Annotated in this window: 21 protein-coding genes; 6 read left to right on the top strand and 15 right to left on the bottom strand. The window is 46.2% G+C overall.

Annotation, left to right across the window (positions count from 1 at the left end; genetic code table 11):
• Positions 1–40: 40 nt before the first annotated feature.
• Genes GKS34_RS13815 through GKS34_RS13790 form a run of 6 tightly spaced genes read left to right on the top strand, consistent with a single transcriptional unit; the run spans position 41 to position 5,497 of the window.
• The gene (locus GKS34_RS13815; protein ID WP_163385428.1) at positions 41–2,248 is read left to right on the top strand and encodes a heavy metal translocating P-type ATPase; all 2,208 of its coding nucleotides are present in this window, start codon (positions 41–43) and stop codon (positions 2,246–2,248) included.
• A gap of 5 nt (positions 2,249–2,253) precedes the next feature.
• Positions 2,254–2,466: a heavy-metal-associated domain-containing protein gene (locus GKS34_RS13810; RefSeq protein ID WP_163385427.1), complete on the top strand. Its 213-nt coding sequence runs from the start codon at positions 2,254–2,256 to the stop codon at positions 2,464–2,466.
• Between the two features lie 50 nt (positions 2,467–2,516).
• Positions 2,517–3,755: a M16 family metallopeptidase gene (locus GKS34_RS13805; RefSeq protein WP_163385426.1), complete on the top strand. Its 1,239-nt coding sequence runs from the start codon at positions 2,517–2,519 to the stop codon at positions 3,753–3,755.
• A 37-nt stretch (positions 3,756–3,792) separates the two neighbouring features.
• Positions 3,793–4,290 carry a 2-C-methyl-D-erythritol 2,4-cyclodiphosphate synthase gene (gene ispF, locus GKS34_RS13800; protein ID WP_163385425.1) on the top strand — a complete coding sequence of 166 codons (498 nt, stop codon included), beginning with the start codon at positions 3,793–3,795 and terminating at the stop codon, positions 4,288–4,290.
• On the top strand, positions 4,287–4,976 hold the full coding sequence (gene mnmC2 / locus GKS34_RS13795) for a tRNA (5-methylaminomethyl-2-thiouridine)(34)-methyltransferase MnmC2 (RefSeq protein WP_163385424.1): 690 nt from the start codon (positions 4,287–4,289) through the stop codon (positions 4,974–4,976). The genes ispF and mnmC2 overlap by 4 nt, the downstream gene beginning before the upstream one ends.
• Positions 4,961–5,497, top strand: coding sequence for a hypothetical protein (locus tag GKS34_RS13790; protein WP_163385423.1), 537 nt, complete (start codon positions 4,961–4,963; stop codon positions 5,495–5,497). The genes mnmC2 and GKS34_RS13790 overlap by 16 nt, the downstream gene beginning before the upstream one ends.
• Positions 5,498–5,552: 55 nt before the next feature.
• Here the strand turns inward: GKS34_RS13790 and GKS34_RS13785 are convergent, their stop codons facing one another.
• The 15 genes from GKS34_RS13785 to GKS34_RS13715 all read right to left on the bottom strand — a co-directional run bounded on the left by GKS34_RS13785 (position 5,553) and on the right by GKS34_RS13715 (position 22,795).
• Positions 5,553–5,954, bottom strand: a complete 402-nt coding sequence (locus GKS34_RS13785; RefSeq protein ID WP_163385422.1) for a hypothetical protein — start codon at positions 5,952–5,954, stop codon at positions 5,553–5,555.
• 130 nt (positions 5,955–6,084) lie between these two features.
• Positions 6,085–7,095 carry an adenosine kinase gene (locus GKS34_RS13780; protein ID WP_163385421.1) on the bottom strand — a complete coding sequence of 337 codons (1,011 nt, stop codon included), beginning with the start codon at positions 7,093–7,095 and terminating at the stop codon, positions 6,085–6,087.
• A gap of 52 nt (positions 7,096–7,147) precedes the next feature.
• Positions 7,148–7,552: a transmembrane 220 family protein gene (locus GKS34_RS13775; RefSeq protein WP_163385420.1), complete on the bottom strand. Its 405-nt coding sequence runs from the start codon at positions 7,550–7,552 to the stop codon at positions 7,148–7,150.
• 47 nt (positions 7,553–7,599) lie between these two features.
• Positions 7,600–8,976 carry an alkaline phosphatase family protein gene (locus tag GKS34_RS13770; RefSeq protein ID WP_163385419.1) on the bottom strand — a complete coding sequence of 459 codons (1,377 nt, stop codon included), beginning with the start codon at positions 8,974–8,976 and terminating at the stop codon, positions 7,600–7,602.
• Positions 8,973–10,181 carry a metabolite traffic protein EboE gene (gene eboE, locus GKS34_RS13765; RefSeq protein ID WP_163385418.1) on the bottom strand — a complete coding sequence of 403 codons (1,209 nt, stop codon included), beginning with the start codon at positions 10,179–10,181 and terminating at the stop codon, positions 8,973–8,975. Before eboE ends, GKS34_RS13770 begins: the two co-directional genes overlap by 4 nt.
• Positions 10,182–10,218: 37 nt before the next feature.
• The gene (locus GKS34_RS13760) at positions 10,219–11,379 is read right to left on the bottom strand and encodes a 3-dehydroquinate synthase (RefSeq protein WP_163385417.1); all 1,161 of its coding nucleotides are present in this window, start codon (positions 11,377–11,379) and stop codon (positions 10,219–10,221) included.
• A 70-nt stretch (positions 11,380–11,449) separates the two neighbouring features.
• Positions 11,450–12,349 carry a UbiA-like protein EboC gene (eboC, locus tag GKS34_RS13755; RefSeq protein ID WP_163385416.1) on the bottom strand — a complete coding sequence of 300 codons (900 nt, stop codon included), beginning with the start codon at positions 12,347–12,349 and terminating at the stop codon, positions 11,450–11,452.
• 8 nt (positions 12,350–12,357) lie between these two features.
• Positions 12,358–13,269: a TatD family hydrolase gene (locus GKS34_RS13750; protein WP_163385415.1), complete on the bottom strand. Its 912-nt coding sequence runs from the start codon at positions 13,267–13,269 to the stop codon at positions 12,358–12,360.
• Positions 13,270–13,375: 106 nt separating this feature from the next.
• Entirely contained in the window at positions 13,376–14,263 is an 888-nt protein-coding gene (locus GKS34_RS13745) for an EboA domain-containing protein (RefSeq protein WP_163385414.1), read from the bottom strand.
• Between the two features lie 185 nt (positions 14,264–14,448).
• On the bottom strand, positions 14,449–15,603 hold the full coding sequence (locus tag GKS34_RS13740; RefSeq protein WP_163385413.1) for a Gfo/Idh/MocA family protein: 1,155 nt from the start codon (positions 15,601–15,603) through the stop codon (positions 14,449–14,451).
• Between the two features lie 52 nt (positions 15,604–15,655).
• The gene (locus tag GKS34_RS13735) at positions 15,656–16,687 is read right to left on the bottom strand and encodes a sugar phosphate isomerase/epimerase family protein (RefSeq protein ID WP_163385412.1); all 1,032 of its coding nucleotides are present in this window, start codon (positions 16,685–16,687) and stop codon (positions 15,656–15,658) included.
• A 170-nt stretch (positions 16,688–16,857) separates the two neighbouring features.
• On the bottom strand, positions 16,858–18,063 hold the full coding sequence (locus tag GKS34_RS13730; RefSeq protein WP_163385411.1) for a cupin domain-containing protein: 1,206 nt from the start codon (positions 18,061–18,063) through the stop codon (positions 16,858–16,860).
• Positions 18,064–18,097: 34 nt separating this feature from the next.
• Entirely contained in the window at positions 18,098–19,162 is a 1,065-nt protein-coding gene (locus GKS34_RS13725; protein ID WP_163385410.1) for an aldose 1-epimerase family protein, read from the bottom strand.
• Between the two features lie 101 nt (positions 19,163–19,263).
• Positions 19,264–20,061, bottom strand: coding sequence for a 3-keto-disaccharide hydrolase (locus GKS34_RS13720; RefSeq protein WP_163385409.1), 798 nt, complete (start codon positions 20,059–20,061; stop codon positions 19,264–19,266).
• A gap of 76 nt (positions 20,062–20,137) precedes the next feature.
• A complete protein-coding gene (locus tag GKS34_RS13715) occupies positions 20,138–22,795 on the bottom strand; it encodes a PQQ-dependent sugar dehydrogenase (RefSeq protein WP_163385408.1) in 2,658 nt (885 codons plus the stop codon).
• Between the last annotated feature and the right edge of the window lie 42 nt (positions 22,796–22,837).

Below are 22,837 nucleotides of genomic sequence, written 5' to 3'. Positions count from 1 at the left end.
TAGGGACTTTGTCCTGCGTAATTTTGGGAAACCTTAAGTTATGACAAAAACCGTCGAAATTCCGGTATCAGGAATGAGTTGCGCTGCCTGTGCCGTAAGCGTGGAAACCATGCTGAAAGAAACTCCGGGTGTCCAATCTGCCAGTGTGAACTATGCCACACAGGCAGCCACCCTCGTTTTTGATGAAAAGATAACCGATCTGAATCAAGCCCGGAAGAATATTCATGCGGTAGGCTATGAATTGCTGATTGACCAACTGGATAAGGATAGCCTGGAAGAGCTTCAAAAATCAGCCTATAAGAAATTGCGTAAAAACACCATTGCATCGGGAATATTGGCCCTTCCGGTGTTTCTTATTGGCATGTTTTGGATGGAGATGCCTTATGGAAATTATATCATGTGGTTTCTGACAACACCTGTCCTCTTTGTTTTTGGCAGGTCATTTTTTACCAATGCCGCCAAACAAACGAAGATTGGGAAGGCGAATATGGACACCTTGGTAGCACTGAGTACCGGGATTGCCTATTTGTACAGTACCTTTGCCACTTTTTTTCCACAGTGGCTGGAAGGAAGGGGCATCATTGCACATGTCTATTTTGAAACCGCCGCTGTCATTGTCTTTTTTATTTTATTAGGAAGAATGTTGGAGGCAGGAGCCAAAGCAGGAACATCGGAAGCGCTGCGAAAACTGATTGGCTTACAGCCAGACCGTTTGATCGCAATTCGGGATGGCAAGGAACTTAGCCTCCCTGTGAAAGAGGTGCAAACAGGAGAACTCATTGTAATCAAGCCCGGGCAGCGGGTTCCGTTGGACGGGATTCTGGAACAAGGTAATTCCTACGTAGACGAAAGCATGCTTACTGGTGAACCTATTCCTATAGAAAAGAAAACAGGGGATACCGTTTATGCTGGCACCATCAACCAGAAAGGAAGCTTTATTTTCAAAGCCACCGTATCCGCATCAGAAACCCTACTGGCAGCCATAATTGACCGGGTAAAACAAGCCCAGGGCTCCAAAGCTCCCATTCAGAAGACGGTAGATAAGGTAACGGCTGTCTTTGTTCCGGTAGTATTGGGATTGGCCGTGCTGACCTTTTTTGTCTGGACATTCAGTGGCGTGGAAGAAGCAGTACTTCGGGGAATGCTCTCGGGAATTACCGTATTGGTAATCGCCTGCCCCTGTGCACTGGGACTGGCCACCCCTACTGCCATCATGGTGGGGATGGGAAAAGCAGCTTCACTCGGAATACTGATCCGGGATGCCGAAAGTCTGGAAAGAGGGAAGCGCACGGACAGCCTTATCCTGGACAAAACCGGCACTATCACCGTTGGTAAGCCCACTGTGAAAGAGGTGAAGTGGAAAGCAGGGGTGGATGAAACGCACCTGAGCCGGGTTTTTCAGGCACTTGAATCTAAAAGTGAACACCCTTTGGCTACGGCCATAGCGCAACATTTTACGCTTTCTGAAAATTTGTTGGGAATAGAAAATTTTCAATCTGAAACCGGGAAAGGGGTAAGTGCCAGCTACGAAGGGAAAACGTATCGTATTGGCACCCGAAACTGGCTGGTATCGCTGAACGTAGCCATGGAAGATGGCCTGATTCAGTCGGGAGAAAAAGCCCTGGAGGAAGGCAGCATTCTTGTTTATTTGGCTGTAGGCGCTAGCTTGGTGGGATGGGTTGCCATTTCAGATCAGATCAGGGAAGATTCCGCGGAGGCCGTCGCCACTTTGGAAAAAATGGGAATCACCGTTCACATGCTGACCGGGGATCAGGAAAAAACCGCTGCCACAGTGGCTCAAGCTGTTGGCATCCGACATTTTCAAAGTGGGATGTTGCCCCAGGATAAAGGGAACTACATCCGGGAACTTCAGAAACAGGGGCATAAGGTGGCCATGGTAGGCGACGGCATCAACGATAGCGAGGCGCTGGTTCTGGCCGATTTGGGCATTGCCATGGGGGCAGGTACGGATATTGCCATGGAAACGGCCAAGGTCACGTTGATGCATTCATCCCTGAAAAGCGTACCTCAACTGTTACAATTAAGTACCCAAACGGTCCGCACCATACGGCAAAATCTGTTCTGGGCCTTTATCTATAATATCATTGGAATACCTATAGCTGCTGGGGTGTTGTATCCGGTATTGGGTTTTTTACTAAACCCGATGATCGCCGGTGCCGCCATGGCCTTAAGCTCCGTTTCCGTAGTGAGCAATAGCCTTCGATTAAAATTTACCAAAATAAAATGAAAACCATGAGTAAAGAAACGTCCATGCAATTTAAAACGAATATCAAATGTGCGGCTTGTATTGCTGCGGTGAGTCCGGCCCTGAACCAATTAGCCCCTAACCAATGGGAAGTGGATCTCAAATCCCCAGATAGAATTCTTACCGTAAACGAAAAAGTCGATCCCGAATCTGTCAAAGCTGCTTTGGAAAAATCAGGATACAAAGGCGAATCAATTTAAAAAAACAGGCGTCGGATGGGACAAAATTTTCTTACTTTTGACTCTATTCTATGATCGATTACAAAGAATTTACGCTAGACAACGGCCTGCAGGTGCTGGTTCACGAAGATCCTACTTCCGAAATGGCCGTTGTCAATTTACTCTATAAGGTGGGATCCAGAAATGAAACCGCTGGTAAAACTGGTTTGGCTCACTATTTTGAACACCTTATGTTTTCCGGTTCGCGACACGTTCCTGAATTTGACAGTGCACTGGAAAGGGTGGGAGGCTCCAGTAATGCCTTTACCAATACAGACATTACCAATTATTACATTACCCTTCCGGCGGTCAATCTTGACACTGCTCTTTGGTTGGAATCCGACAGAATGCTCCACCTGAACTTGAACGACCCGCAAGTTCTGACCCAGAAGCAAGTGGTTATGGAGGAGTTTAAACAGCGGTATCTCAATCAGCCTTATGGGGATGCCATGCATCATGTTCGAAGCCTGGCCTATGAGCAGCATCCTTACCGCTGGCCCACCATCGGACAACATATCGAAGATATCGAGCTATTGGAAAAAAAGGATTTGTCGCAATTCTATCAGCACCATTACTCCCCGAATAATGCCGTTTTGTGCGTTGCCGGGAAAGTAGCATTTGACGAAGTTCGGGAAAAAGTCACTCACTGGTTTGGTGAAATTCCGGGGAGTTCGCATCAAATCTCTACGCCCATTCCCGAACCTCCCCAAAACGGAAAAAGAAGCAAGCAGGTATTCGCAGATGTACCTACTGAGGCACTATACAAAGTATACAGGATTCCCGGTAGGCTGGAGGAAGCGTACCTCAAATGCGACCTTATTACCGATATTTTAAGTTTTGGAAGATCCTCTGTATTGGAGCAAAAACTCGTGAAAAACGGGTCTACTTTTGCCAGCTGCCAGGCTTACGTTTTGGGAAACATAGACCCCGGGCTTATGGTATTTACCGGCAAAATGGAAAAAGGTATTCCCGCCGAAAAAGCCGAAGAGGAGCTGGATAAAATAGTAGAAAGGTTAAAACAAAAAAAATTTCCAGAGCAGGTCCTTCAAAAGATAAAAAATCAGTCAGAAGCAATGACAACTTTCGAGTCCGTTTCGTTGCTGGGGCGGGCCATGAAACTGGCTTATTATGCCTCCTTGGGAGATCCATCTTTAATCCAGACGGAATTTGACCGGAAACTAGCCATTTCGGCAGAAGAAATCAAGGAGGCGTCTGATACCTATCTAAGTGATGATTTGGCTTCAGTAGTTTATTATAAATGCAATGATTGACCTATCCTGGATTGTTCCGGGATTAACACATTACATCATGAATAATTTTCGAATAGGATTTGGTTACGATGTTCATCAACTGGAAGAAAAGGTTGATTTTTGGTTAGGTGGAATTAAAATTCCTCATCACAAAGGGGCAGTGGGGCATTCGGATGCAGACGTGCTGATACATGTCATTTGTGATGCCCTCTTGGGAGCTGCCAACCTGCGCGACATCGGGTACCACTTTTCAGATCAGGACCCCCAGTACAAGGGAATTGATAGCAAATTATTGTTGAAAGAAGTCATGAGGCTAGTGGTGGATAGCGGGTATGCGCTGGGAAACCTGGATGCTACCATTTGCCTTCAAAAGCCAAAAATCAATCCCTTTATCCCGCAAATGAAAAAATGCCTTTCGGAGGTAATGCAAGTAACAGAAAACCAGGTATCAATTAAGGCCACCACCACGGAAAATTTGGGTTTTGTAGGAAGGCAGGAAGGAGTATCCGCCTATTGTGTGGCTTTAATTCACCAGCCAAATCAACCCATAAAATGAAAAAGAAGGAACCCAAAATCATTACTACGGAAGACGGGTCCCATTCGGTATACCTTCCGGAACTCAACGAAAGCTATCATTCTTCCCATGGTGCCTATCGGGAGTCCATCCACGTATTTCTACTTTATGGCTTAGAAGCCTGGTACGCCCGAAACCGGGGTAAGTTTCCTATTCGGATTTTTGAGGTGGGCTTTGGTACCGGCCTCAATGCCTGGCTTACCTTGATTTGGGCAGAACAAAACCAGGTTCCGGTATTGTACCATACCATAGAACCCTTTCCACTTCCGGAAAAAATTTACGATGCCCTAAATTATACCCAGCAAGATGAAACCCTCACTCACTACAACGGTTATTTTAGAAAGTTGCACAAAATGGAATGGGATACCGGGAAGCCATTAACTGACTATTTTAACATTAAAAAGGAAACGGTTTCCTTGCAGGATGTCCAGCTCTATCCTACAGACATAGTCTACTTTGACGCCTTTTCTCCTAAAAAACAACCCGAACTATGGGAGAAACCGCTACTTGAAAAAATTCATGCCAGTATGAATCCCGGTGCTAACTTTGTTACCTACTGCGCAGCAGGCCATCTCAAAAAGAACCTTCAATCCCTCGAGTTAACCTTGGATGAGGTACCCGGACCGCCGGGTAAAAAAGAAATGACCCGGGCATGGAAAAAAAGTTAAGGAAGGTAGTTTTCCCGCTATTCCTACTTTGCTGGGTATGGACCTTAGGCTGTAAGCCAAAAAAGGAAGAAAAAGCATCCAGAATTAGCGCAACAGAGGAGGGTATTATTAAGGACAGCCAACCTTCGACGCATCAAAACAGGTGGGTCGTAGTACAGGATGGTGACAGTACCAGGCAAAAATATCAGGAAGGAGGGATCACCTATTTTGAAAGTTTATTAGTTAAGGAAAAAAGGATCTACAACACGTTTTATCCACTCATACAGGATGCCTTCTTATTTGAGGATAAATTTTACCTTAAAACCCGGTTTCCTTTGGACTATAGCGGTGAAATCGAATTTACCTTTCCGGAATACCCTGATTACGTTCTCACCAAAATCGGTGATCAAGCCTACCAGTTAGTTATTAACAACGCACTGGATCTAAACCATGTGCTCTTCGATTTACATTACCTTCCATCGGAAACGGACAGCCTGGTACGCACCGACTATTCCTTTACACATGTCGTGTTCGAGGAATAAAAAATGGGACGGAAATATTCCCGTCCCTATACATACATCTATCCTTTTTGATAAATTAACCCTTTTCTGATACGGTCTTAATTACGATACCAGGCATCCCGTTTCTAACAAAATAATTTCCAGTTACCTCCACATTTGCTGCAGCGAGTTCCTTTAATGACTGATACGGACTGGCATTTTTGTGATCCTCTACCAAGAGGTAGACTTTCCCATCTGACCCCAGCAAACCAATAGGCATGCCGTTAGCCATGCATTTTTCAGCGCAGCCTTTGTGTCCTTCTCCTTTAGCACCACTAGCCATAAAGCAGGAAAGATCCAAAACCTCTCCGCTAACACTTATTTCTTCTCCATCGCCTTCTTTTTCAAAAGCATCGGCCTGGAAGAAAACCAAACAGCCCATGGCCAACAATAGTAGGCCAAAACGAAATAACATTTTTGAATTTGCGTGACTTGTCATGATAAAATGGTTTAGGTTTACGAATATGTAAAACAATTTATCCATAAATGGCTATAAAAGCAACTTTGACGAAAATTTAACGGGTCAAAGACATTTATAACTTACAAGCTATCACGTGTTTTACCGGTCTTTATGCCTCCTGATCCGGCCTGAGCCGATCCAAAATTTCTCTGGCCTCATCCCAGCTAAGGCGAGGACCAAACTGGCTGACAATTTTGGAGGACGCCATGCTGGCCAATTTTCCACTCGAAGCGTAGGAATGTCCATTGGTAATCCCGTAAAGAAAGGCCCCGGCAAACATATCACCAGCACCATTGCTATCCACCGCACGGGTAGGGTAGGGTTCGATATCTATAAAGGTTTCTCCGTCGTAGATCATCGCTCCATTTTTACCCTGGGTAATAACGAAACGGGTTGCCAGTTTTTTCATGGCTTCCCTTGCCTCAAGAATCGAATCCTCACCTGTATACAACATGGCTTCTTCTTCATTGGCAAAAAGCAGGTCCACACCATCACCGATTATCTCCTCAAAACCGGCTCCAAAATACTTGACCATCGCAGGATCGGAGAAGGTAATTGCTACTTTTACACCGTGTTCCTTTGCCACTTTTTTAGCTTGAAGCATTGCCTCTTTCGCATCGGGAGAAGTGATCAGGTATCCTTCGATATACAGGTACTTGGAGTCTTTGATAGCCTCCGGGTTTACCTGGGATTTTGAGAATGTTTGGGTTATTCCCAGAAAGGTATTCATGGTTCTTTCTGCATCAGCTGTTACCATTACCAGGCATTTACCTGTAATTCCTTTTTCCAACTGGTAAGGGTCCAGGTTATGGTTGACACCTGACTCCCGAAGATCCTCCATAAAAAACCTACCCAGCTCGTCGTCTGCCACTTTGCAGCAGTAGTATGATTTTCCTCCGAACTGACTGAGGGCGATGACGGTGTTGGCGGCGGATCCACCACATTGCAGCTTGGAAGTTTTAGTATGAATGGCAGTCATTAGCGTTCCCTGCCGCTCTTCATCGACTAGCGTCATCAGACCTTTTTCTATACCATTCGTTTCCAGAAAAGAATCACTTACCTCAAACTCTATATCCACCAGGGCATTTCCCATACCCGTCACATCGTATTTTTTCGTCATGTTTTATATTAAATTTCCCGACTTGTAAAATGGCTTGATTAGAACGTATTTTTCAGGAATCCAGCTCGCTTTTTTTCTGATTTTCCAACAGCCTTTTTCTCCTTCCAATAATCGCTTCCAGTGCAAAAACTACCGCTGCTAGGGTTAGGCCAAAAAATTCACGGTTAATTTCCATGGCTGTGGTTTTCATGGACAGGTCTTTTTGTTGCCACTCTTCCCCTATCCAACCCAGGATATTTTCCGGCCAGAAGAACACCGCGCCAATCAAATAACTGAAGGTTAAAAACACCAGTAGGTTTACATTAAACTTTCCGAAGAAAGCAAACCCTGCTGTGAGGGCGGCGATCAGGTACACGGGCACCCACCACATTGGGTCCGGATCATTTATCTGCCAATAGGCAAACAATAAAAACAGCAGCGAACCGATACCGAAAAACCATTTCCAACCTTTCGTCATAGAATATGTAAGTTACTTATTTTAGAAATAAAACGTATCCAAAATAGTTATTTTCTCATGACCTGGTCGTAAATCAAGGAATACACATCGGTCGGACTGACTTCATCTTCCGTTTCAGTGGAGTTTTCCGGTAGAATTAAAACAGGCCAGTCCAGGGGATTCTCGCTAATTCGTCCGTGGGAGCCTTTTACCAGGTCAGCCTGTAAAGGAATCACGTCCATTAGGTACCTGAATCCCAGTTTCTTTTTGAGCAATATCCAACCCAGCTTTGCTTTCAGAAAGGGAATGTCCGGATTGGCAAACATTTCGACCGGATCATAACCCGGCTTCCGGTGAATATCTACCGTGCGGGCATAATCGGGAGCCTTTGAATCATCCAACCAATAATAGTAGGTAAACCAGGAGTCCTTGTCTGCTACGGCTACCAGATCACCTGCCCTTTCGTGGTTTAGATGGTATTCTTTTTTCCCTTCCTCATCCAGCACTCTTTCAACCCCGGGCAGGGAAGCTATCAGGTTTTTGACCGCCTCCTTTTCCGCTGGATCATTGATATAAATATGCGCCAACTGGTGGTCTGAAACCGCAAATGCCTTACAGGTGCCCGCATCCAGGGTTTCCAATCCCAATTCATCCTTTACCTGGATATAGCCTTCTTTTCTAAGGGCCCGGTTGATATGGATGGGCTTGTTTACGGAAGTGATTCCGTATTCAGAGAGTAAGATAATCTCCGCACCTCGCTGCTCGTAATAGGTAATTAATCGCTCACACAACCCGTCTATCTCCTCCAGATCCTTTCCAATGAAATCAAAATCGGTTCCGTGTTTTTGCAAGCCATAATCCAAATGAGGAAGGTAGATTAAGGTAAGCGTGGGGTCATGCCATTCGTCTACTTTCATAGACGCTTCTGCTATCCATTTAGAAGAAGAGATATTGGCATTGGGCCCCCAAAAGGAAAACAAGGGAAACTGACCCAGCTCTTTCTGAAGGCGATCCCGCAAATCCATGGGCTGACTATGAACGTCCGGCAACTTTCTGCCATCTGAAGGATACAAGGGCCTCGGAGTAACACCATAATCCACCGAGGAATACATGTTGTACCACCAAAACATATTGGAACAAGTAAAATCGGGGTTTTCAGCCTTCAGCGCATCCCAGATTTTCGATGATTGGACCAGGTGATTGGACTGCCTCCAGAATTTGATCTCACATTCATCCTTAAAATACCAGCCATTCCCCACGATTCCGTTTTCCTCCGGCCATTTACCCGTCAGGTAAACGGACTGCGCGGAACAGGTGACCGCAGGTAATACGGGTTTAATGGAAGCTTGTTTTCGTTTTTTTACCCACTGGCTGAGGAAGGGGGTGTGTTTTCCCAAGATCCTTCCAGATAGCGCCACTACATTGAGTACAACTGTTTTTTTCATGTGATTTGTTTTTTCACCCAGTCCAGTTCCCGGATGATGGATTGTCCCAGAGAGAGGTGAATGTCTTCGGGCAAAACCTCCCATGTATACGTCTCCACTTCCAGCTGCGCAGAATACTGCCCTTTTTCATTCAATTTTAATACAGTAAGGATATCCTCCTGGGTGGACTTTAAGGTGCCGTATCCGGACAAAAATACCGGTACATGGAAGTGGATCCTCCATTCGGCTTCTTCAGTTTCCGATAATTTCAACAAGGCATCCGGTAGATCCGGGTACGCATGTTGGGTACCGTCCTTCTCAACTCCAATTACCTGATGAAGGTAGGTAGATTCGACGAAGGGCAACAAAGCTTTTTCTACCAATTTCCTATCTCCTATTTTTTTTGGTATCGGAATTTTCAAGGCGGCACTGAGCTGGAATTTGCCGATTTTGATGCCTTCCTCCTGAAGCCTTTGCAGGACTGCATCGTGATCTTCGTAAGCCACTGCAAAGTGACACACATCGTAACAAACTCGTACATGATCCAGAATAAGTTCCCGGGCAGCGGCTGCCGAAATTCCATATTTCTTTACAAACAGAGCAATTCCTTTTGGAAGCAGCCAATCGGTAAAAAACTGTATTAACCCAGCGGAATTCTCAATGATTCCGTCGGGCTCAGGCTCTATATCCAGGTGTAGCAACTGACCCTTCTCCTGTTTCAGGATATACAAACGATCCACCACCTCCAGCAGGTGATCGCAAGATTGGGTCATTACCTGCTCCAATGCTTCGGGACTTTTGTGCCAGTGTTTATAGCTTAATGGAGAGGTGGAAATCCCCGCATCCATGTCAGCGGGCATAATGGCTGACAAAATATCAAAAAGCCGGAGTGTATAGGTGACCCGCTCACGAGTAGTCCAGTCGGGATGATGCACCTCATCTTTAACCACCTGTCTGTGAAAGCCGCCAAAGGGAAAGCCATTAAGGGTGAACACGTAGCAGTGATTCGTTTCCAGCCAGCTTTTGAGTTCGCTTAGATTTCCGGGTTCCATCAGCTCCCTACTTGCCTCATCCGAAATCCTCAATCCGATACCAAAGGGTTGTTTTGCGGATACACTTTCTTTTATCCGCGGCACATAATCTTTCAGGTTGGTAAAGGTTGCATCCCAGCTTTCTCCCGGATGAATATTGGTACAATAGGTTAAATGATAATCGGAAATGCGCATGTCACAGGTTCTACTTGATAACTATCATAAACAGGGGTTAGGCCCTGGAATTAGTCAGTTGTAATTGATTTAATTTCTCAACGGCATTTCGTACCAATGCCGGGTCCATTTGATGGACTTCAACTCCGCTGCCAATTTTATCCAAAAGCATGATGGTCAATTCTCCCCCCAGGTGTTCTCTGAATTCTTCCAGGCCCTTTAATAGGGAATCTCCAGACAATTCGGGAACATATAACTCAAATCCAAGCTTAACGATGACATCCACCACCCTGTTAAGTTCATTTTCAGAAATCATTCCCGCCAGGAAGGAATACATGGTATCCAGCGCAATACCAATGGCAACAGCTTCTCCGTGGCGAATTCTGTAATCGCTTAAATGTTCCAGTTTATGCGCTGACCAGTGCCCAAAATCCAGAGGTCTGGAAGATCCAGCCTCAAATGGGTCTCCGGAAGAAATGTGATCCATGTGCATCTGCGCACAGCGGTAAATCAACTCCTGCATGGAAGAATGACTTTTATCCATTAAATCCAGGGCCTGCTGTTCTATCCAGACAAAAAAAGAAGCATCTTTGATCAAAGCCACTTTTAGGGCTTCCGAAATTCCGGAACGCCAATCCCGCTCCTCCAGGGTCTGAAGGAATTGCGCATCGTTAATCACGGCATAAGGTGGAGCAAAAGCGCCCAGGTAATTTTTCTTACCATAAGCATTAATACCATTTTTAACGCCAACACCCGAATCATTTTGTGAAAGAACCGTGGTGGGAATGCGAATGTGGCGGATCCCACGGTGAGCGATCGTGGCTGCAAAGCCAACCATGTCCAGCAAGGCCCCCCCACCTAATCCGACGATATAGGAGTGCCGGTCAATGCCGTATTCATGGGTGGCCTTTAATACTTGCTGAAAATACTGTTGATCGTTTTTTACCTGCTCCCCACCAGGCACCACCAGCGGTTCAGCGCATAGGGTGAATACTTCCCGATGTTCGGAGGCATAGGCCTTGATCGCAGCGATAAGTCCCGGATGATGTTGTACGACTCCTTCATCCAGAACCATGTATACTTTGGGAACCTTATCTCCTTTTACTAAATCTGCAAAGAGCCCGTTAGCAGAAGAAAATAGATCTTCCGTAAAAAAAACCTGATAGGTGAACGGGACATTGAAAACCTGCTCAATTGATTGATGCACTCTTTTTTCCATTTTTAAATAGACGGTTCCACCGAACGTTTCATTTCATTAGTAATAAGTAATAAATCCCGCTTTTGGTTCATCAGGTCACGGCGAATACCCTGGCCAACTGCAAGGATACTGGCAATAGTAACAAAATGACAAGGCCAACCATCCAACCGGAAAAAGCAGCCGCAAGCGAAGCATTGACCAGGATTAAAGCAAGTACTGCTGCTTTTACTGATTTTCCGATCAGTGCCGGTTCCTGTTTTTTTATCGCCTTCATTAATGGGGGGAAAATAAAGTAGGCCAGTAAAATCAGAAATGGAAGGCTTTCCCACCAATGGTCTTTCTGAATGTAGGCTAACCCAGCTACAAATAACAGAATGCTGGCGTACATGAACAATCCACCATACAATGCCTTGGTGTTTTTTCCATACACTTCTCCACGGCTGACCATGGTGATCGCGGCGACATATACCAACGGAACCAATCCAATGTAGGCAAATTCCTGCACCGCCCCTGGAACCATGCTCATGCCCAAAAGCAGGTTTCCTGCCCTGCATAATCCCATATTTACGGGCCCGAAAAGGGACTGGTGTTTTCCCCAGGCATCATATAGAACGGCCAACAGCGCCACTGATAAGGCAAGGACTCCGGAAAGTAAACTAACCTGCCAGGCTGCAAACACACCAATCAAAAGCAATAAAAAGGCCATCCAGCCCGCACTTCTAACAGTAGCCTGCCCGCTGGGTATCGGTCGTTCCGGACGCTCAACTTTATCCAGGTCAGCGTCAAAGACGTCATTGAAAGCCACTCCGCCACCATACAGCCCAATCGTGGCAAGAACTAACCAGCCAAGATCTCCCCACAATTCGGGTGCGTTGTCCTCAAGAAGGAAATAGGCCACTCCTGAAATGGCCGCGCCGGCCAGAATGTCAGCAATGGCAGTAATAATATTAGCGGGCCGGGTGAGCCTGATGTGGGCAATTAAGGATTGCATTGACTGAATCAATTCTCTATAATATTGGACGAATCATTGTCCACCCTGGGCTTTTGTCCCCCTCTCAAGACAGTACTTCCGCCATGTTTTTTCGTTTGGTCAATGGGTTCTTTTTCCAGCCAATCTTTTTCATCCATCTGTCCGCTTTGCCCGTAAGCTTTCAACGCATTTTGATAGCAGACCATCCGCACATGCTCCTCTGGAATTCCTTTTTCTAACATCAAATCGGCCGTCTTTGGCACTGCCAGCGGATCGCTGATACCCCAGTCTGCTGCACTATCCACGATGATCTTTTCCGGACCGTATTGCCTGACGATTTCCACCATCCGTTCACTACCCATTTTGGTATGGGGATAAATGGTAAAGGCGGCCCAATAGCCTCTATCCAGCACTTCCTTAACCGTTTCTTCGTTGTTGTGATCTACGATAACCATCCCAGGATCCAGGCCGTGTTCCTCACTCACATCCATGCTTCGAATGGTTCCTTTCTTTTTATCCCGATGGGGAGTATGGATCATAACCGGAAGATCAACTTCCTTCGCTAACTCCAATTGCAAGCGGTAAAAGCGGTCCTCTGCCTCCGTTTGGTCGTCATAACCAATCTCTCCAATCGCTACTACCCCTTCTTTACCAACATAAAGCGGCAACAGCTCCATCACTTCCTCCGCCAGGGCCACATTATTGGCCTCCTTGCTATTCAAACCAATGGTGCAGTAATGAACAATTCCAAATTGCTTGGCCCGAAATCGCTCCCAACCAACCAGACTGCTGAAATAATCCTGAAAGCTACCCACCTTGGTACGGGGCTGCCCCAACCAAAATGCCGGTTCAATTACAGCGACAATCCCTGCCTTCTGCATGGCTTCGTAATCATCTGTAGTCCGGGAGGTAACGTGTATATGTGGATCGATGTACATCATAACGAATTAATTTTATTTGCTAACCTAATCTTTTTTTAATCCAATTCATAACGATCCCCGGTGAACGGGTATTTTCCTAAGGAAGCGGCAAATTAGAAAGCTGAAACTATCTTTCCGCATCGTATTCCTTTCCGATAGCCTCCCAGGAAAGGTCTCCTCTGGCGATCATTTCCTGCAGATCCGGATATTTGGATAACAGAATCACACAACCGGGATGGTCACCAGAGGAACAGGCTAAAGCTGCCGCTTTCCTTTCCAAATCATTTCCTTCCTCTAATACCTTTTCCAATAAACCCAAAACCTCTTCGTCCACGAAAGGTGCCAGAAAACGCCATAATTCAGGGATGACATTCCTCCCGGCTGACCAGCGTTCATGCACGTAATCCACCAGTGTTTTCGCAAGCGTCAGGTTTGCACGCTGGTCGGCGCCCACTATTCGATAAAGGGGGCGTTGCATAAAGATCGCCTTTAGCAGCAGCTGGTTCCATGCTGGCTCATCCAAAAACTCTGACGGGTAGGGGTTCTCCAATGCCACGGCATCAAATACGGAAGTAATGTTGGTTCGTATTCCCTCGGCAGCACGATGGGTATGTTGTTTAGGAAAGGGCAACAAGGGAAGCGCCGCATACAGAGCTTCCTGCTCATGCATATCTGCCGATTCAAATAACCGATCGAGTGTTTGGATCCAACCGTCCTCTGCCTCTGACGCGATTTCCAGTACCAATAAGGTTCGCGCCGTTTGCAAGAGTGTCCAGGAGCCCGGCTGAAATCCAGCTCTGATTTTCCTTGCTTCCAATTCCCTTTGTTCTGACAGTTTCAAAGAGTCCTTTGAAAATCGCCTCGAGGCTTGGCTAAAAGCTAAAAAAAACTTCATTTGCCCATCTGCCTTTTTTATCTTCTCTATCTGGGCGTCCAGCCAATCCATGGCCTGAGCGGGTGCCGCATCCGATAGAATATCCTTTAGAAATTGCCTGGTTGAGCTAAGGTTATGCATAAGTCAAACGATCGGTTAAATTCTTGGTAAATATAACACTTATTCCATTTTCATTTTTTGAAACTGAGAATAATCATATTTTTCACTAAAAGTAGAAATTGAAAAAAAAGAAAATCCAGACCTTCAATTTAAAAAAAGGCCTGGATTTTAAATTATTGCAATAACTTATCTGATTGGACTCGTACCTACCAATCCACACCGGTGTCTTTCCAGCTTCTGGAGGCTGCCGAATCCAACACGGCTTGGCAAACCTTTTGGGTTTCATAAGCATCCTTAAAGGTAGGCGCGCATGGTACGTTGTCTTCCAAACTCTTAAAGAAGTCCGCTACTTGATGGATAAACGAATGTTCGTAGCCAATACTGGTGCCTGGTATCCACCATCGGTCCATGTAAGGCTGATCTGCGTCGGTGACGTGAATGGACCGCCATCCTCTGACGATGGACTCGTCTCTATGATCAAAATACTCCAATCGATTCAAATCATGTAAATCCCAGCGTATAGAAGCATGTTCCCCGTTAATTTCAAATGTATACATTGCTTTGTGACCTCTGGCATAGCGGGTAGCTTCAAACAAGCCCAGAGAGCCGTTGTCAAAATGACAATGGAAGGTACAGGCATCGTCAATGCCTACTTTTTTCTTTTCGCCACTACCCTGATGCACGCGTTCTTTAATGAAGGTCTCCGTCATACCGGACACATCTTTGATTCCCCCATTCAGCCACATGGCCGTATCGATACAGTGGGCCAACAGGTCTCCGGTTACTCCTGACCCTGCCGCATCGGCATCCAGCCTCCACAAAGCGTCTCCACCTTGAGGAAGGTCCGGGCTAATGGTCCAGTCCTGAAGAAAGTTTGCCCGGTAATGGAAAATTTTACCTAGTTTCCCGGAGTCAACCAATTGCTTGGCCAGGGTAACCGCAGGTACTCTCCGGTAATTATACCATACCGTGTTGCGTACACCCGCACCTTCGATCACTTTGACCATCTCCTTGGCTTCCTCCAGGGTTCGGGCAAGCGGTTTTTCACACAAGATCATTTTGCCTGCCTTGGCTGCAGCAATGGCAATCTCGGCATGGGTATCATTGGGAGTACAGATATCTATCGCATCCACATCGTCCCTCTCAATGACTTTCTTCCAGTCGGTTTCGTAGGAGGCATAGCCCCACTGTTCGGCAAAGGCCTTTATTTTATCCTCGCGTCTGGAACAGGCCACCTGCAATACCGGCCGGTATTCGTATTCGGGAAAAAAATCACCTAATCGTTTATATCCATTGGTATGGATCCTTCCCATCAAACCCGTACCGATCAATCCTATTCGTATTTGCTTTTTTTCTGACATGGTTAACATTTTTGGTTTGGAAAATTGAAACTATTCAAAACATGAACTGGATTTAGGCTTTCCAGCCATGCGCCTCTCTAACCTGAATCAATGCCGCTAAAATATTATTCCAGGTGTCCTTCTTGCTCATCACCGCATTGGGGAACATGCAACCATCCCAGCAAATGTGATTGAAAGCCTTGGTGAGATTTCCTTTCTCATCCCGAAGCCAGTATCCGGCATCTTCAGCAATGTCCAGTTTTCCATTAGGGTCATTGGCCAGGCAATGCCTGCCTGTTTTGTCATGTGATCCAGAACCAAAAACGGTCGCATCATTTTGAGCCACGTGAAAATCGATGGTCCAGGGACGCAATGCATCGGTCATCTTTTTGAGTGCTGCCTTCCATACAGACCTGTCTTTCCAATCGTAGCCCTCAGGTAAAATTCTATGCTCCGGGTAGTTGTAGCCCAGGGTATATAAGAGGGTATGCGCCATATCTGCCTGAAAACCCAGGTAAGGACTGTCTACAGACTCCAGTGTTTCCAGCATGGTCTTCCAGCTGTGCATGCCTCCCCAGCAAATTTCACCTTCTGCAGCTAATTTTTCACCGTAATTCTCTGCAATTTTGCAGGCCTCCTTAAAGGTCTCTACAATTATCTTTTGGCTTCCTTTTGGATCTTTTGCCCATTGTTCCGGACTACTTGCTGTGTCCACCCGAACAATGCCATTGGGTCGGATCCCTGCACTTCTTAGCTTGGATGCCAGCTTACAGGATTTCTCAAGTAAATCCAGGTAAGTGGCCCGGTCCTCTTTTGATCCCAAAATAGGACCGCCCCAAATAGGAGCTACTACAGAGCCAATTTCAAGGTTATAAGAAGACACCTTGTCTACCAATTTTTTTATTCCGTCATCATCCATTTCCAAATCGATGTGCGGGTCAAACAGTCCGATGTCCACCCCATCAAACTTTACACCGTTTACTTCCGCATTGGCGGTGTTCTCCAACATTTCATCAAAGGAAATAATAGGTTCCGAATCCGGGCCTTTTCCGACGATTCCAGGCCAGGTAGCATTGTGTAACTTTGGAAAATTATTTTGGGACATAATACGATAATGTTAGCGATGAATAATAAATATAAAATCAAAATTTAAAACCGGTTGAATGGATCCAATTGCAAAAGGGGAAACCAAATCAACCGATCACCTTTTCAAGTTACTAAATAATGGAAAGAATCCCATAAAATGCGGCATTCTACCCGTATTTATCCAGTCAATTAAAGATTGAGGTCAGGATTTCCCGGACCAAAATGTTTCAGCATAACGATAGGATCGGTCTTGGAATGATTGCTGATTTTCACTCCTTCCTTGGCTGCCTTTTCCGTGACAAAATATTCATCATGTGTCAACTGTCCGTATCGAATCAGGGCAGGGGTCTCCACGTCCCATACACCCATGGTGCCGTGTCCCTGCATCATAATCATTCCATAAGCAGCCTGGTCTTTAATGACCACGGACTGTCCTGGCATCACCGTTAATTCCTTGGCACTGAACGCATCCGAACGGTAACAAATCCAGTTTTCCACATAACCCTCTGACTCCATAGCCGATTGATCTTTTACGGGAATCGGGGCCATAAACCGCGTTTCCAGAATATTAGGATCCACATTGAGATCCCAATCAATTACTTCCATCAGCTGGTCATAATCGCCCATCCGATCTTTCGGTGTTCCTTTCCAAAGGAGTTCTTCCGGAATAATGGCTTCGTTGACCAGGGACTGATACATGGCAAATACATCCGAGGCCTTTTGGGGCTCGTAGGTACACATACTACCAGGTGCATGAAGCATGCCTGGAGGCACGTCCCAGCCAGTGCCGGGATCCAACTTAAATGCCTGAGAAAAACTGGTGATCTTATTGTCTCCCTTGTTAAAATTCATCAGACATTCTTTGATTTGCTCCCTGGTAGTACCCGGGGCAATCCCAAAAAAGGTGTAAGGAAAATCTCCACCGTGGTTATTCAACTGGGGTGGGAAATAATAGGCTTCCGGCTTTCCTTTCATCCCGATTTTAGCTGCGTGCTCATCGTTATGATGAATGTGATGCGGTAAAGGACCCATATTGTCAAAAAACTTGGAATACATAGGCCAGCTTTCGTGCTCCTCCCAAATACGAGTTCCTATGATTTCTCCTTTCAGTTCGTCGATTACATCTTTTAGCAGGATTTGTTCCTCCTTGCCTTCAGCCCCAACAATTACCTTGCTTAATCCTTCGTGTTTCCCGGTAAGGGGTCCGTTTTCGGCAGCGGTGGTGGAGGATAGCCATCGTTCATCTATTCCTCCTCTTTCGCCTCCCAAAACGTAATAATCATCCGGGTGTAATTTTATCCTTCTTCCGGGAACACAAAAGGATCTGGGTACCCAAGTAGGCGACAGGCGCAAAATACCCTGTCCTTCTTCTAATGCTTTTTTTGCCAAACTCATAGGTTCTTATTTGATTTATTATTGTAAATGCTATTTATTTTGTGTTTGTAAAAGATTTAAGTCCTTTGCTGTCGGTCAAAACATCCAGCATCAGGTCATAGGTACGCTTTTCGCCCGGCTTGAGCAGGATCAGCGAACCTTCTTCTCTGGCTTTGGCCTGTCCTATCGGGGGATGGGTTCCAGGTTCCAATGCGGTAACGTATTCATTTTCTCCCCAGTGTTGCCAGTTTACCAGGTTGGGCAATTGGCGTTTATCAAAAGTCATCCTCAGGGCAAACCCCAGGGAGGAATTATAGATGCCTGCCCGGGAGCGATTATCACCTTCTACTTCCGGATCGATAAATGCTACATCCTCTCCAAACCCCGCATGTTCATCCAAAGGGGCCGGGCAGCGTTTGAAGTCGTTCCTGGAATTAAAAATCCGGTTATGGGAGTCTCCATCCCGGGACTTCCAGGACCCGTTCCATACGATCTGGCTCCCCTCATCCACCAACGGCCATCCAAAATTCACGTGGTAAAGTAGCATATGGGGTGCCTCCACATTGGATTCATTGATAACCTCATCCGTTATCTTCAGGTAAGGTTGCCCTAAGATCCCGGAAATGGTTCGCTTTAAAACCAAATGGGGACCAAATACTCTGCTCTCCCGGACAACTCCAATGAGTTGCATGTTTAGATCACCACCAAGTAGGTCTGGTTGTTTGATCGAGATGATTTCCGCTGGATTATTTGAAATCCTTCCGTGCAATCCCCTTTGACCCTGGTTATCCTCCTCCGGGCCTCCTACATGACTCAAACCACAAGTAGTGAGCAATCCTCCGCCAAAAGTCCGAAGCCAATCCAATCCCTTGTCGGAAAAAGGAGAAGGAGGTGTAATTCCAACCTGACTGAGCCAGGCAAGGCTATGAGATTCGTAAAAAGCAGATGAGATATCCATGCCCCGGTCAAGAACGACCTGGTAGCGCAATCCGGCACCAGTATCTATCCAGGCCACACGAACACCACGCCCCGGACCATTATCCAAAACACTGGTTTCGATTCCTCCGATCTGATGAACATTTCCTACTTTTCCGTGCCAGGGATTATATCCGGAATTCATAAACCTTTTTTTGATACAATATATATGGTTAAGTTATTCTAACTATCCTGTTCTTTCTGGTTTCTCCCCAAAAAGCATGACCTGATAGGATAAATAAACTACTAAAGTTCTTTCAAAAAGATATTTCTGTATTCTACTTGCATGGGAGGCCCCACGTGTACCTGCATGCCCAAATATCCTTTCATAGACCGGTTGGCAGGATCCTCGTCAGTTACGTCACTCATCAATGTTCCATTGATGTAGTGCTGCAGCCTGTTTCCTTTTGCCACAATATGGATTTCATTCCAGTCATTGGAATTTACCACTTTCTTCATTTCTTCCCTGTCTCCAAGTTCTTCTACCACTTCCAGTCCCAACCAGGCATTTCGCTCTATATTGGACCGTAGATCGCCCTCCGTTTCCTGTGGATTGATTTTGGTTTTCTGGCCGATGTAGGCGAGTGTGGTTCGTTTTCTTTCCTCGTAATTCTGACCGGTATAGTTGTTTTTGCCATCGATATCGGCCTGGTAGCCGCGAAGAGCGAAGGGTAGGTCCTCGACCATTTCGCTGCGGTAATTCACGCCGGAATTTCCGGCTTCCGTAATTTTAAACTCTGCCTTGAATTCAAAATCTCCCGGCTGCCCGCCTTGCCAGATAATGAAATGATTTCTATCCAGTTTGGTTTCTTCGGTAATTTCTCCCACGATGCTTCCGTCTTCTACCCGCCAATAGGTAGGGTCACCATCCCAGCCATTTAAAGTGGTTCCATCAAAGATTTGCACAAAACCATCTTCATCATCCTGATCCTGAACAACTTCGGCGATGCTTTCGGTTTCTGTATCGCTTTGCTCACCCGATCCACAGGCAAATGCCAAGGTGGAAAATGCGGCCAAAAAGGCTATTTGAGTATATTTCTTCATTGCATGCTGATTTAGGTTGAAAGGTTTCAGGCCAAACAATTGCTGCCTGGCCTGAAAATTATAGAATAAGCAATAATTATTGATAAACCTCGTGGTTTGGATTGCCTCCTGATACCAAATAAGCCATCAAATCTTTTAATTCTTCTTCGTTAAGACGATTCACTAATCCCGGCATCATCACCGAAACTTCCGATTCGTTGATGCTTGTTACCTGGTCCTTAGGAACCTCCTTGATCATCGTAGGGGCAAAAGGATTCTGGGATATGTAATAGTTTTGATCGTCTTCTCGGATCAGTCTACCCACTACAGAGGATTTATCTCCCATCACGAAAACCATGGCTGCGTATTGATCTGAAATTACGGCGCTAGGATCAAGAGTGGCTTCCAAAATATCGGTAGGTGCAAAGCGGCTACCCAGTTGGGTCAGGTCGGGCCCAATGGATCCACCTTCTCCTCCGATGGCGTGGCAGGAACTACACAGCGCTGCATTGTACATGGCCTTGCCGTTTTCCAGATCTCTGTTTTCTAGGTTTTGTACCAATGGCGCCGCTTCTTCTACCGTCCACCTTCTCCCCGGGCCTTCCGGCTGTACGTCAGAAACGAGGATCTCATTCCCGGACTCTGAAAGTAATTTGCCGCCGGAAAGTTCATCGTAATAATCAAACTTTCCTTCTGGAACGGTGCTTAAAGCCATCTTTCGAGCCCGATCGATGAAACCTACATAACTTCTTCCTCCTTTATACTGGAAGGCATTATGCGTCCAGTTGAAGTATTTTTCGTATGCTTCTTCATCCCATCCGGCTTTGGCGCCTCCCAGTACGGTCGCATAATACGTTTGCTGGGCGGGCGGAACATTCGCAAGCATATTGGCAATGTCCAATCCGTATTGCGGATTTCTCAAGATCAGGTCTGAGGAAGCAGTCAGCGTCTTCTGGTAATTTGGATCGTCCTCCGCATTTTCAAGCAGCGTTAATAACTGCGGTACGGCCGACGGCGCTTCCAAGGCGACCAATATTTTACCAATAACCCGGTTAAGACTGTTTGTTTCCGCCGGAAAATGTTCGTCTAAGTAACTGATTAACTGGTCTCGTACCGCACCGGTTGGATTTCCATGTCTATAGATAACCACTTCTAGCGCCCTGGAAAGATTTAACCGATCCTCTTCATTTAAAGATTCGTAGTCAATTCCCATCAGCGCCTGTATCATGGCATCTCTCTGCGAAGCATCTCCATGTCTTGCCAGCGCAATAATGGCCTGTGTCAGTGCTCTTGGATCCGTTTCATTCAAGGCTTTACTTTGCCATTCGGAAAGCGGCTGGTGCTCTACGGCTATTCTGGCTGCGTACTGTACAAATCGGTCTTCGTGGCTTAAGTGAGGCCAGGCAAAATCAATGGCTTCTGCGTCTTCTCCCAGATGGTAAGCCTCAAGGCTTCTCCGGATACCGTGTTCCTCCGGTAAGTCCGCTTCCGTTAACCCGCCGGCTTCTTCTTCGCTTAGGTCTCCGGTATAGTGAACCCGATATAGATCAGATTGCAATCTTCTTCCACCTGTCATGAAGTAAAGCGCCCCGTCAGGACCAATAACCCCATCCGTCAGCGGCAGGGGAGAACCTGAAATAAATTCCTCGCCGGTAGCGGAATAAGAACCACCTTCCGGGGTCAGGTTTATTTTATACATAATACCAAAGCTCCAGTCGAAGGCATACAAGGCGTGTCGGTAGTCAGCAGGAAAATTGGCATTGGTTCCGTAAAATACGTTCGTAGGGGATCCTTGGCCGATATTTAAAACTGCAGGCAAATTGTCGGTATAGTCCGGAGACCATTTTTTATTTCCAGTCCTCCAACCGTATTCGCTACCACTGGTCACGTGATTCATACGGGTCGGCCGATACCAAGGCATTCCAAAATCCCATTCCATATCGGAATCATAGGTAAATAGGTCACCAACCTCGTTGAAGGCGATATCAAAGGGGTTACGGTAGCCTACGCTTATCAATTCCCAATGCGTGCCTTCGGGATCAATTTTAGCTACCCAGCCTCCCGGAGCTCCCCTATTATTGGCATGTCCTCTGGGATCCTTGATTTCCGGAATGAGGTTATCGTCCTGCCAAACTCTGGGTATACGGTAATGATCCATTTCAGGAACATCAATGTGGTTTCCTACCACCAGGTAAATGGATTCGCCATCCGGAGAAACCACCATGCTATGTGGACCATGCTCACCGGGACTCCCGGTAAATTCTCTGAGCATGGTTATAGAATCAAATTGATCGTCTCCATTGGTATCCTGGAGCCGGTAAATGCCGGTATTTTTGTCAAAGTCATCGTTGGCCCTGTGATTAACCATTACATAGAGACTATTGAAGGCATACAAGAGCGCCTGGGCATAACCCATTCCAATCTTATCGTCTCCACTTTCTCCTATAATGAGCTTTTCCACCTTCGGTGTCAGCGAGTCAGACCCGATGGCCGGAACCTCTAGCCGATAAATGGCACCGTATTGGTCCACCGTTAGCAAGCGGTCTTTGTCATCAAAAGTCATTCCCACCCAGGAGCCTTGTTCATGCTCTCCAGGGCTGTAGAGGTGCTCCGCCTCAAAGCCGGAGGGCAATTTCAACTTGGCAACTTTAGGGTCGACCTCTTTTTGGTCTCCACCGCCCTCACCGCAAGATCCCACGATCGTGAGGATCAATGCAGCCATCAGCCAGTTTTTCATTGAGTTTTTGGTATACATATACGTTATTATTAATTGGCAATTTCTCCTTTAAGGCATTTT

Origin of the sequence: Cyclobacterium jeungdonense, from assembly GCF_010994275.1 — a bacterium.
In the GTDB taxonomy this organism is placed as follows: Bacteria; Bacteroidota; Bacteroidia; order Cytophagales; family Cyclobacteriaceae; genus Cyclobacterium; species Cyclobacterium jeungdonense.
This window is presented reverse-complemented; position numbering and strand designations above follow the sequence as displayed.

Bases quoted from the DNA above. Each gene is read 5' to 3' on its own strand.
- GKS34_RS13815 (WP_163385428.1), top strand. From the start codon at position 41: ATGACAAAAACCGTCGAAATTCCGGTATCAGGAATGAGTTGCGCTGCC.
- GKS34_RS13720 (WP_163385409.1), bottom strand. From the start codon at position 20,061: ATGAAGAAATATACTCAAATAGCCTTTTTGGCCGCATTTTCCACCTTG.
- GKS34_RS13780 (WP_163385421.1), bottom strand. From the start codon at position 7,095: ATGACGAAAAAATACGATGTGACGGGTATGGGAAATGCCCTGGTGGAT.
- mnmC2 (WP_163385424.1), top strand. From the start codon at position 4,287: ATGAAAAAGAAGGAACCCAAAATCATTACTACGGAAGACGGGTCCCAT.
- GKS34_RS13775 (WP_163385420.1), bottom strand. From the start codon at position 7,552: ATGACGAAAGGTTGGAAATGGTTTTTCGGTATCGGTTCGCTGCTGTTT.
- GKS34_RS13730 (WP_163385411.1), bottom strand. From the start codon at position 18,063: ATGAGTTTGGCAAAAAAAGCATTAGAAGAAGGACAGGGTATTTTGCGC.
- GKS34_RS13735 (WP_163385412.1), bottom strand. From the start codon at position 16,687: ATGTCCCAAAATAATTTTCCAAAGTTACACAATGCTACCTGGCCTGGA.
- GKS34_RS13745 (WP_163385414.1), bottom strand. From the start codon at position 14,263: ATGCATAACCTTAGCTCAACCAGGCAATTTCTAAAGGATATTCTATCG.
- ispF (WP_163385425.1), top strand. From the start codon at position 3,793: ATGAATAATTTTCGAATAGGATTTGGTTACGATGTTCATCAACTGGAA.
- GKS34_RS13785 (WP_163385422.1), bottom strand. From the start codon at position 5,954: ATGACAAGTCACGCAAATTCAAAAATGTTATTTCGTTTTGGCCTACTA.
- GKS34_RS13725 (WP_163385410.1), bottom strand. From the start codon at position 19,162: ATGAATTCCGGATATAATCCCTGGCACGGAAAAGTAGGAAATGTTCAT.
- GKS34_RS13770 (WP_163385419.1), bottom strand. From the start codon at position 8,976: ATGAAAAAAACAGTTGTACTCAATGTAGTGGCGCTATCTGGAAGGATC.
- GKS34_RS13750 (WP_163385415.1), bottom strand. From the start codon at position 13,269: ATGATGTACATCGATCCACATATACACGTTACCTCCCGGACTACAGAT.
- eboE (WP_163385418.1), bottom strand. From the start codon at position 10,181: ATGCGCATTTCCGATTATCATTTAACCTATTGTACCAATATTCATCCG.
- GKS34_RS13760 (WP_163385417.1), bottom strand. From the start codon at position 11,379: ATGGAAAAAAGAGTGCATCAATCAATTGAGCAGGTTTTCAATGTCCCG.
- GKS34_RS13715 (WP_163385408.1), bottom strand. From the start codon at position 22,795: ATGTATACCAAAAACTCAATGAAAAACTGGCTGATGGCTGCATTGATC.
- eboC (WP_163385416.1), bottom strand. From the start codon at position 12,349: ATGCAATCCTTAATTGCCCACATCAGGCTCACCCGGCCCGCTAATATT.
- GKS34_RS13805 (WP_163385426.1), top strand. From the start codon at position 2,517: ATGATCGATTACAAAGAATTTACGCTAGACAACGGCCTGCAGGTGCTG.
- GKS34_RS13740 (WP_163385413.1), bottom strand. From the start codon at position 15,603: ATGTCAGAAAAAAAGCAAATACGAATAGGATTGATCGGTACGGGTTTG.
- GKS34_RS13810 (WP_163385427.1), top strand. From the start codon at position 2,254: ATGAGTAAAGAAACGTCCATGCAATTTAAAACGAATATCAAATGTGCG.
- GKS34_RS13790 (WP_163385423.1), top strand. From the start codon at position 4,961: ATGGAAAAAAAGTTAAGGAAGGTAGTTTTCCCGCTATTCCTACTTTGC.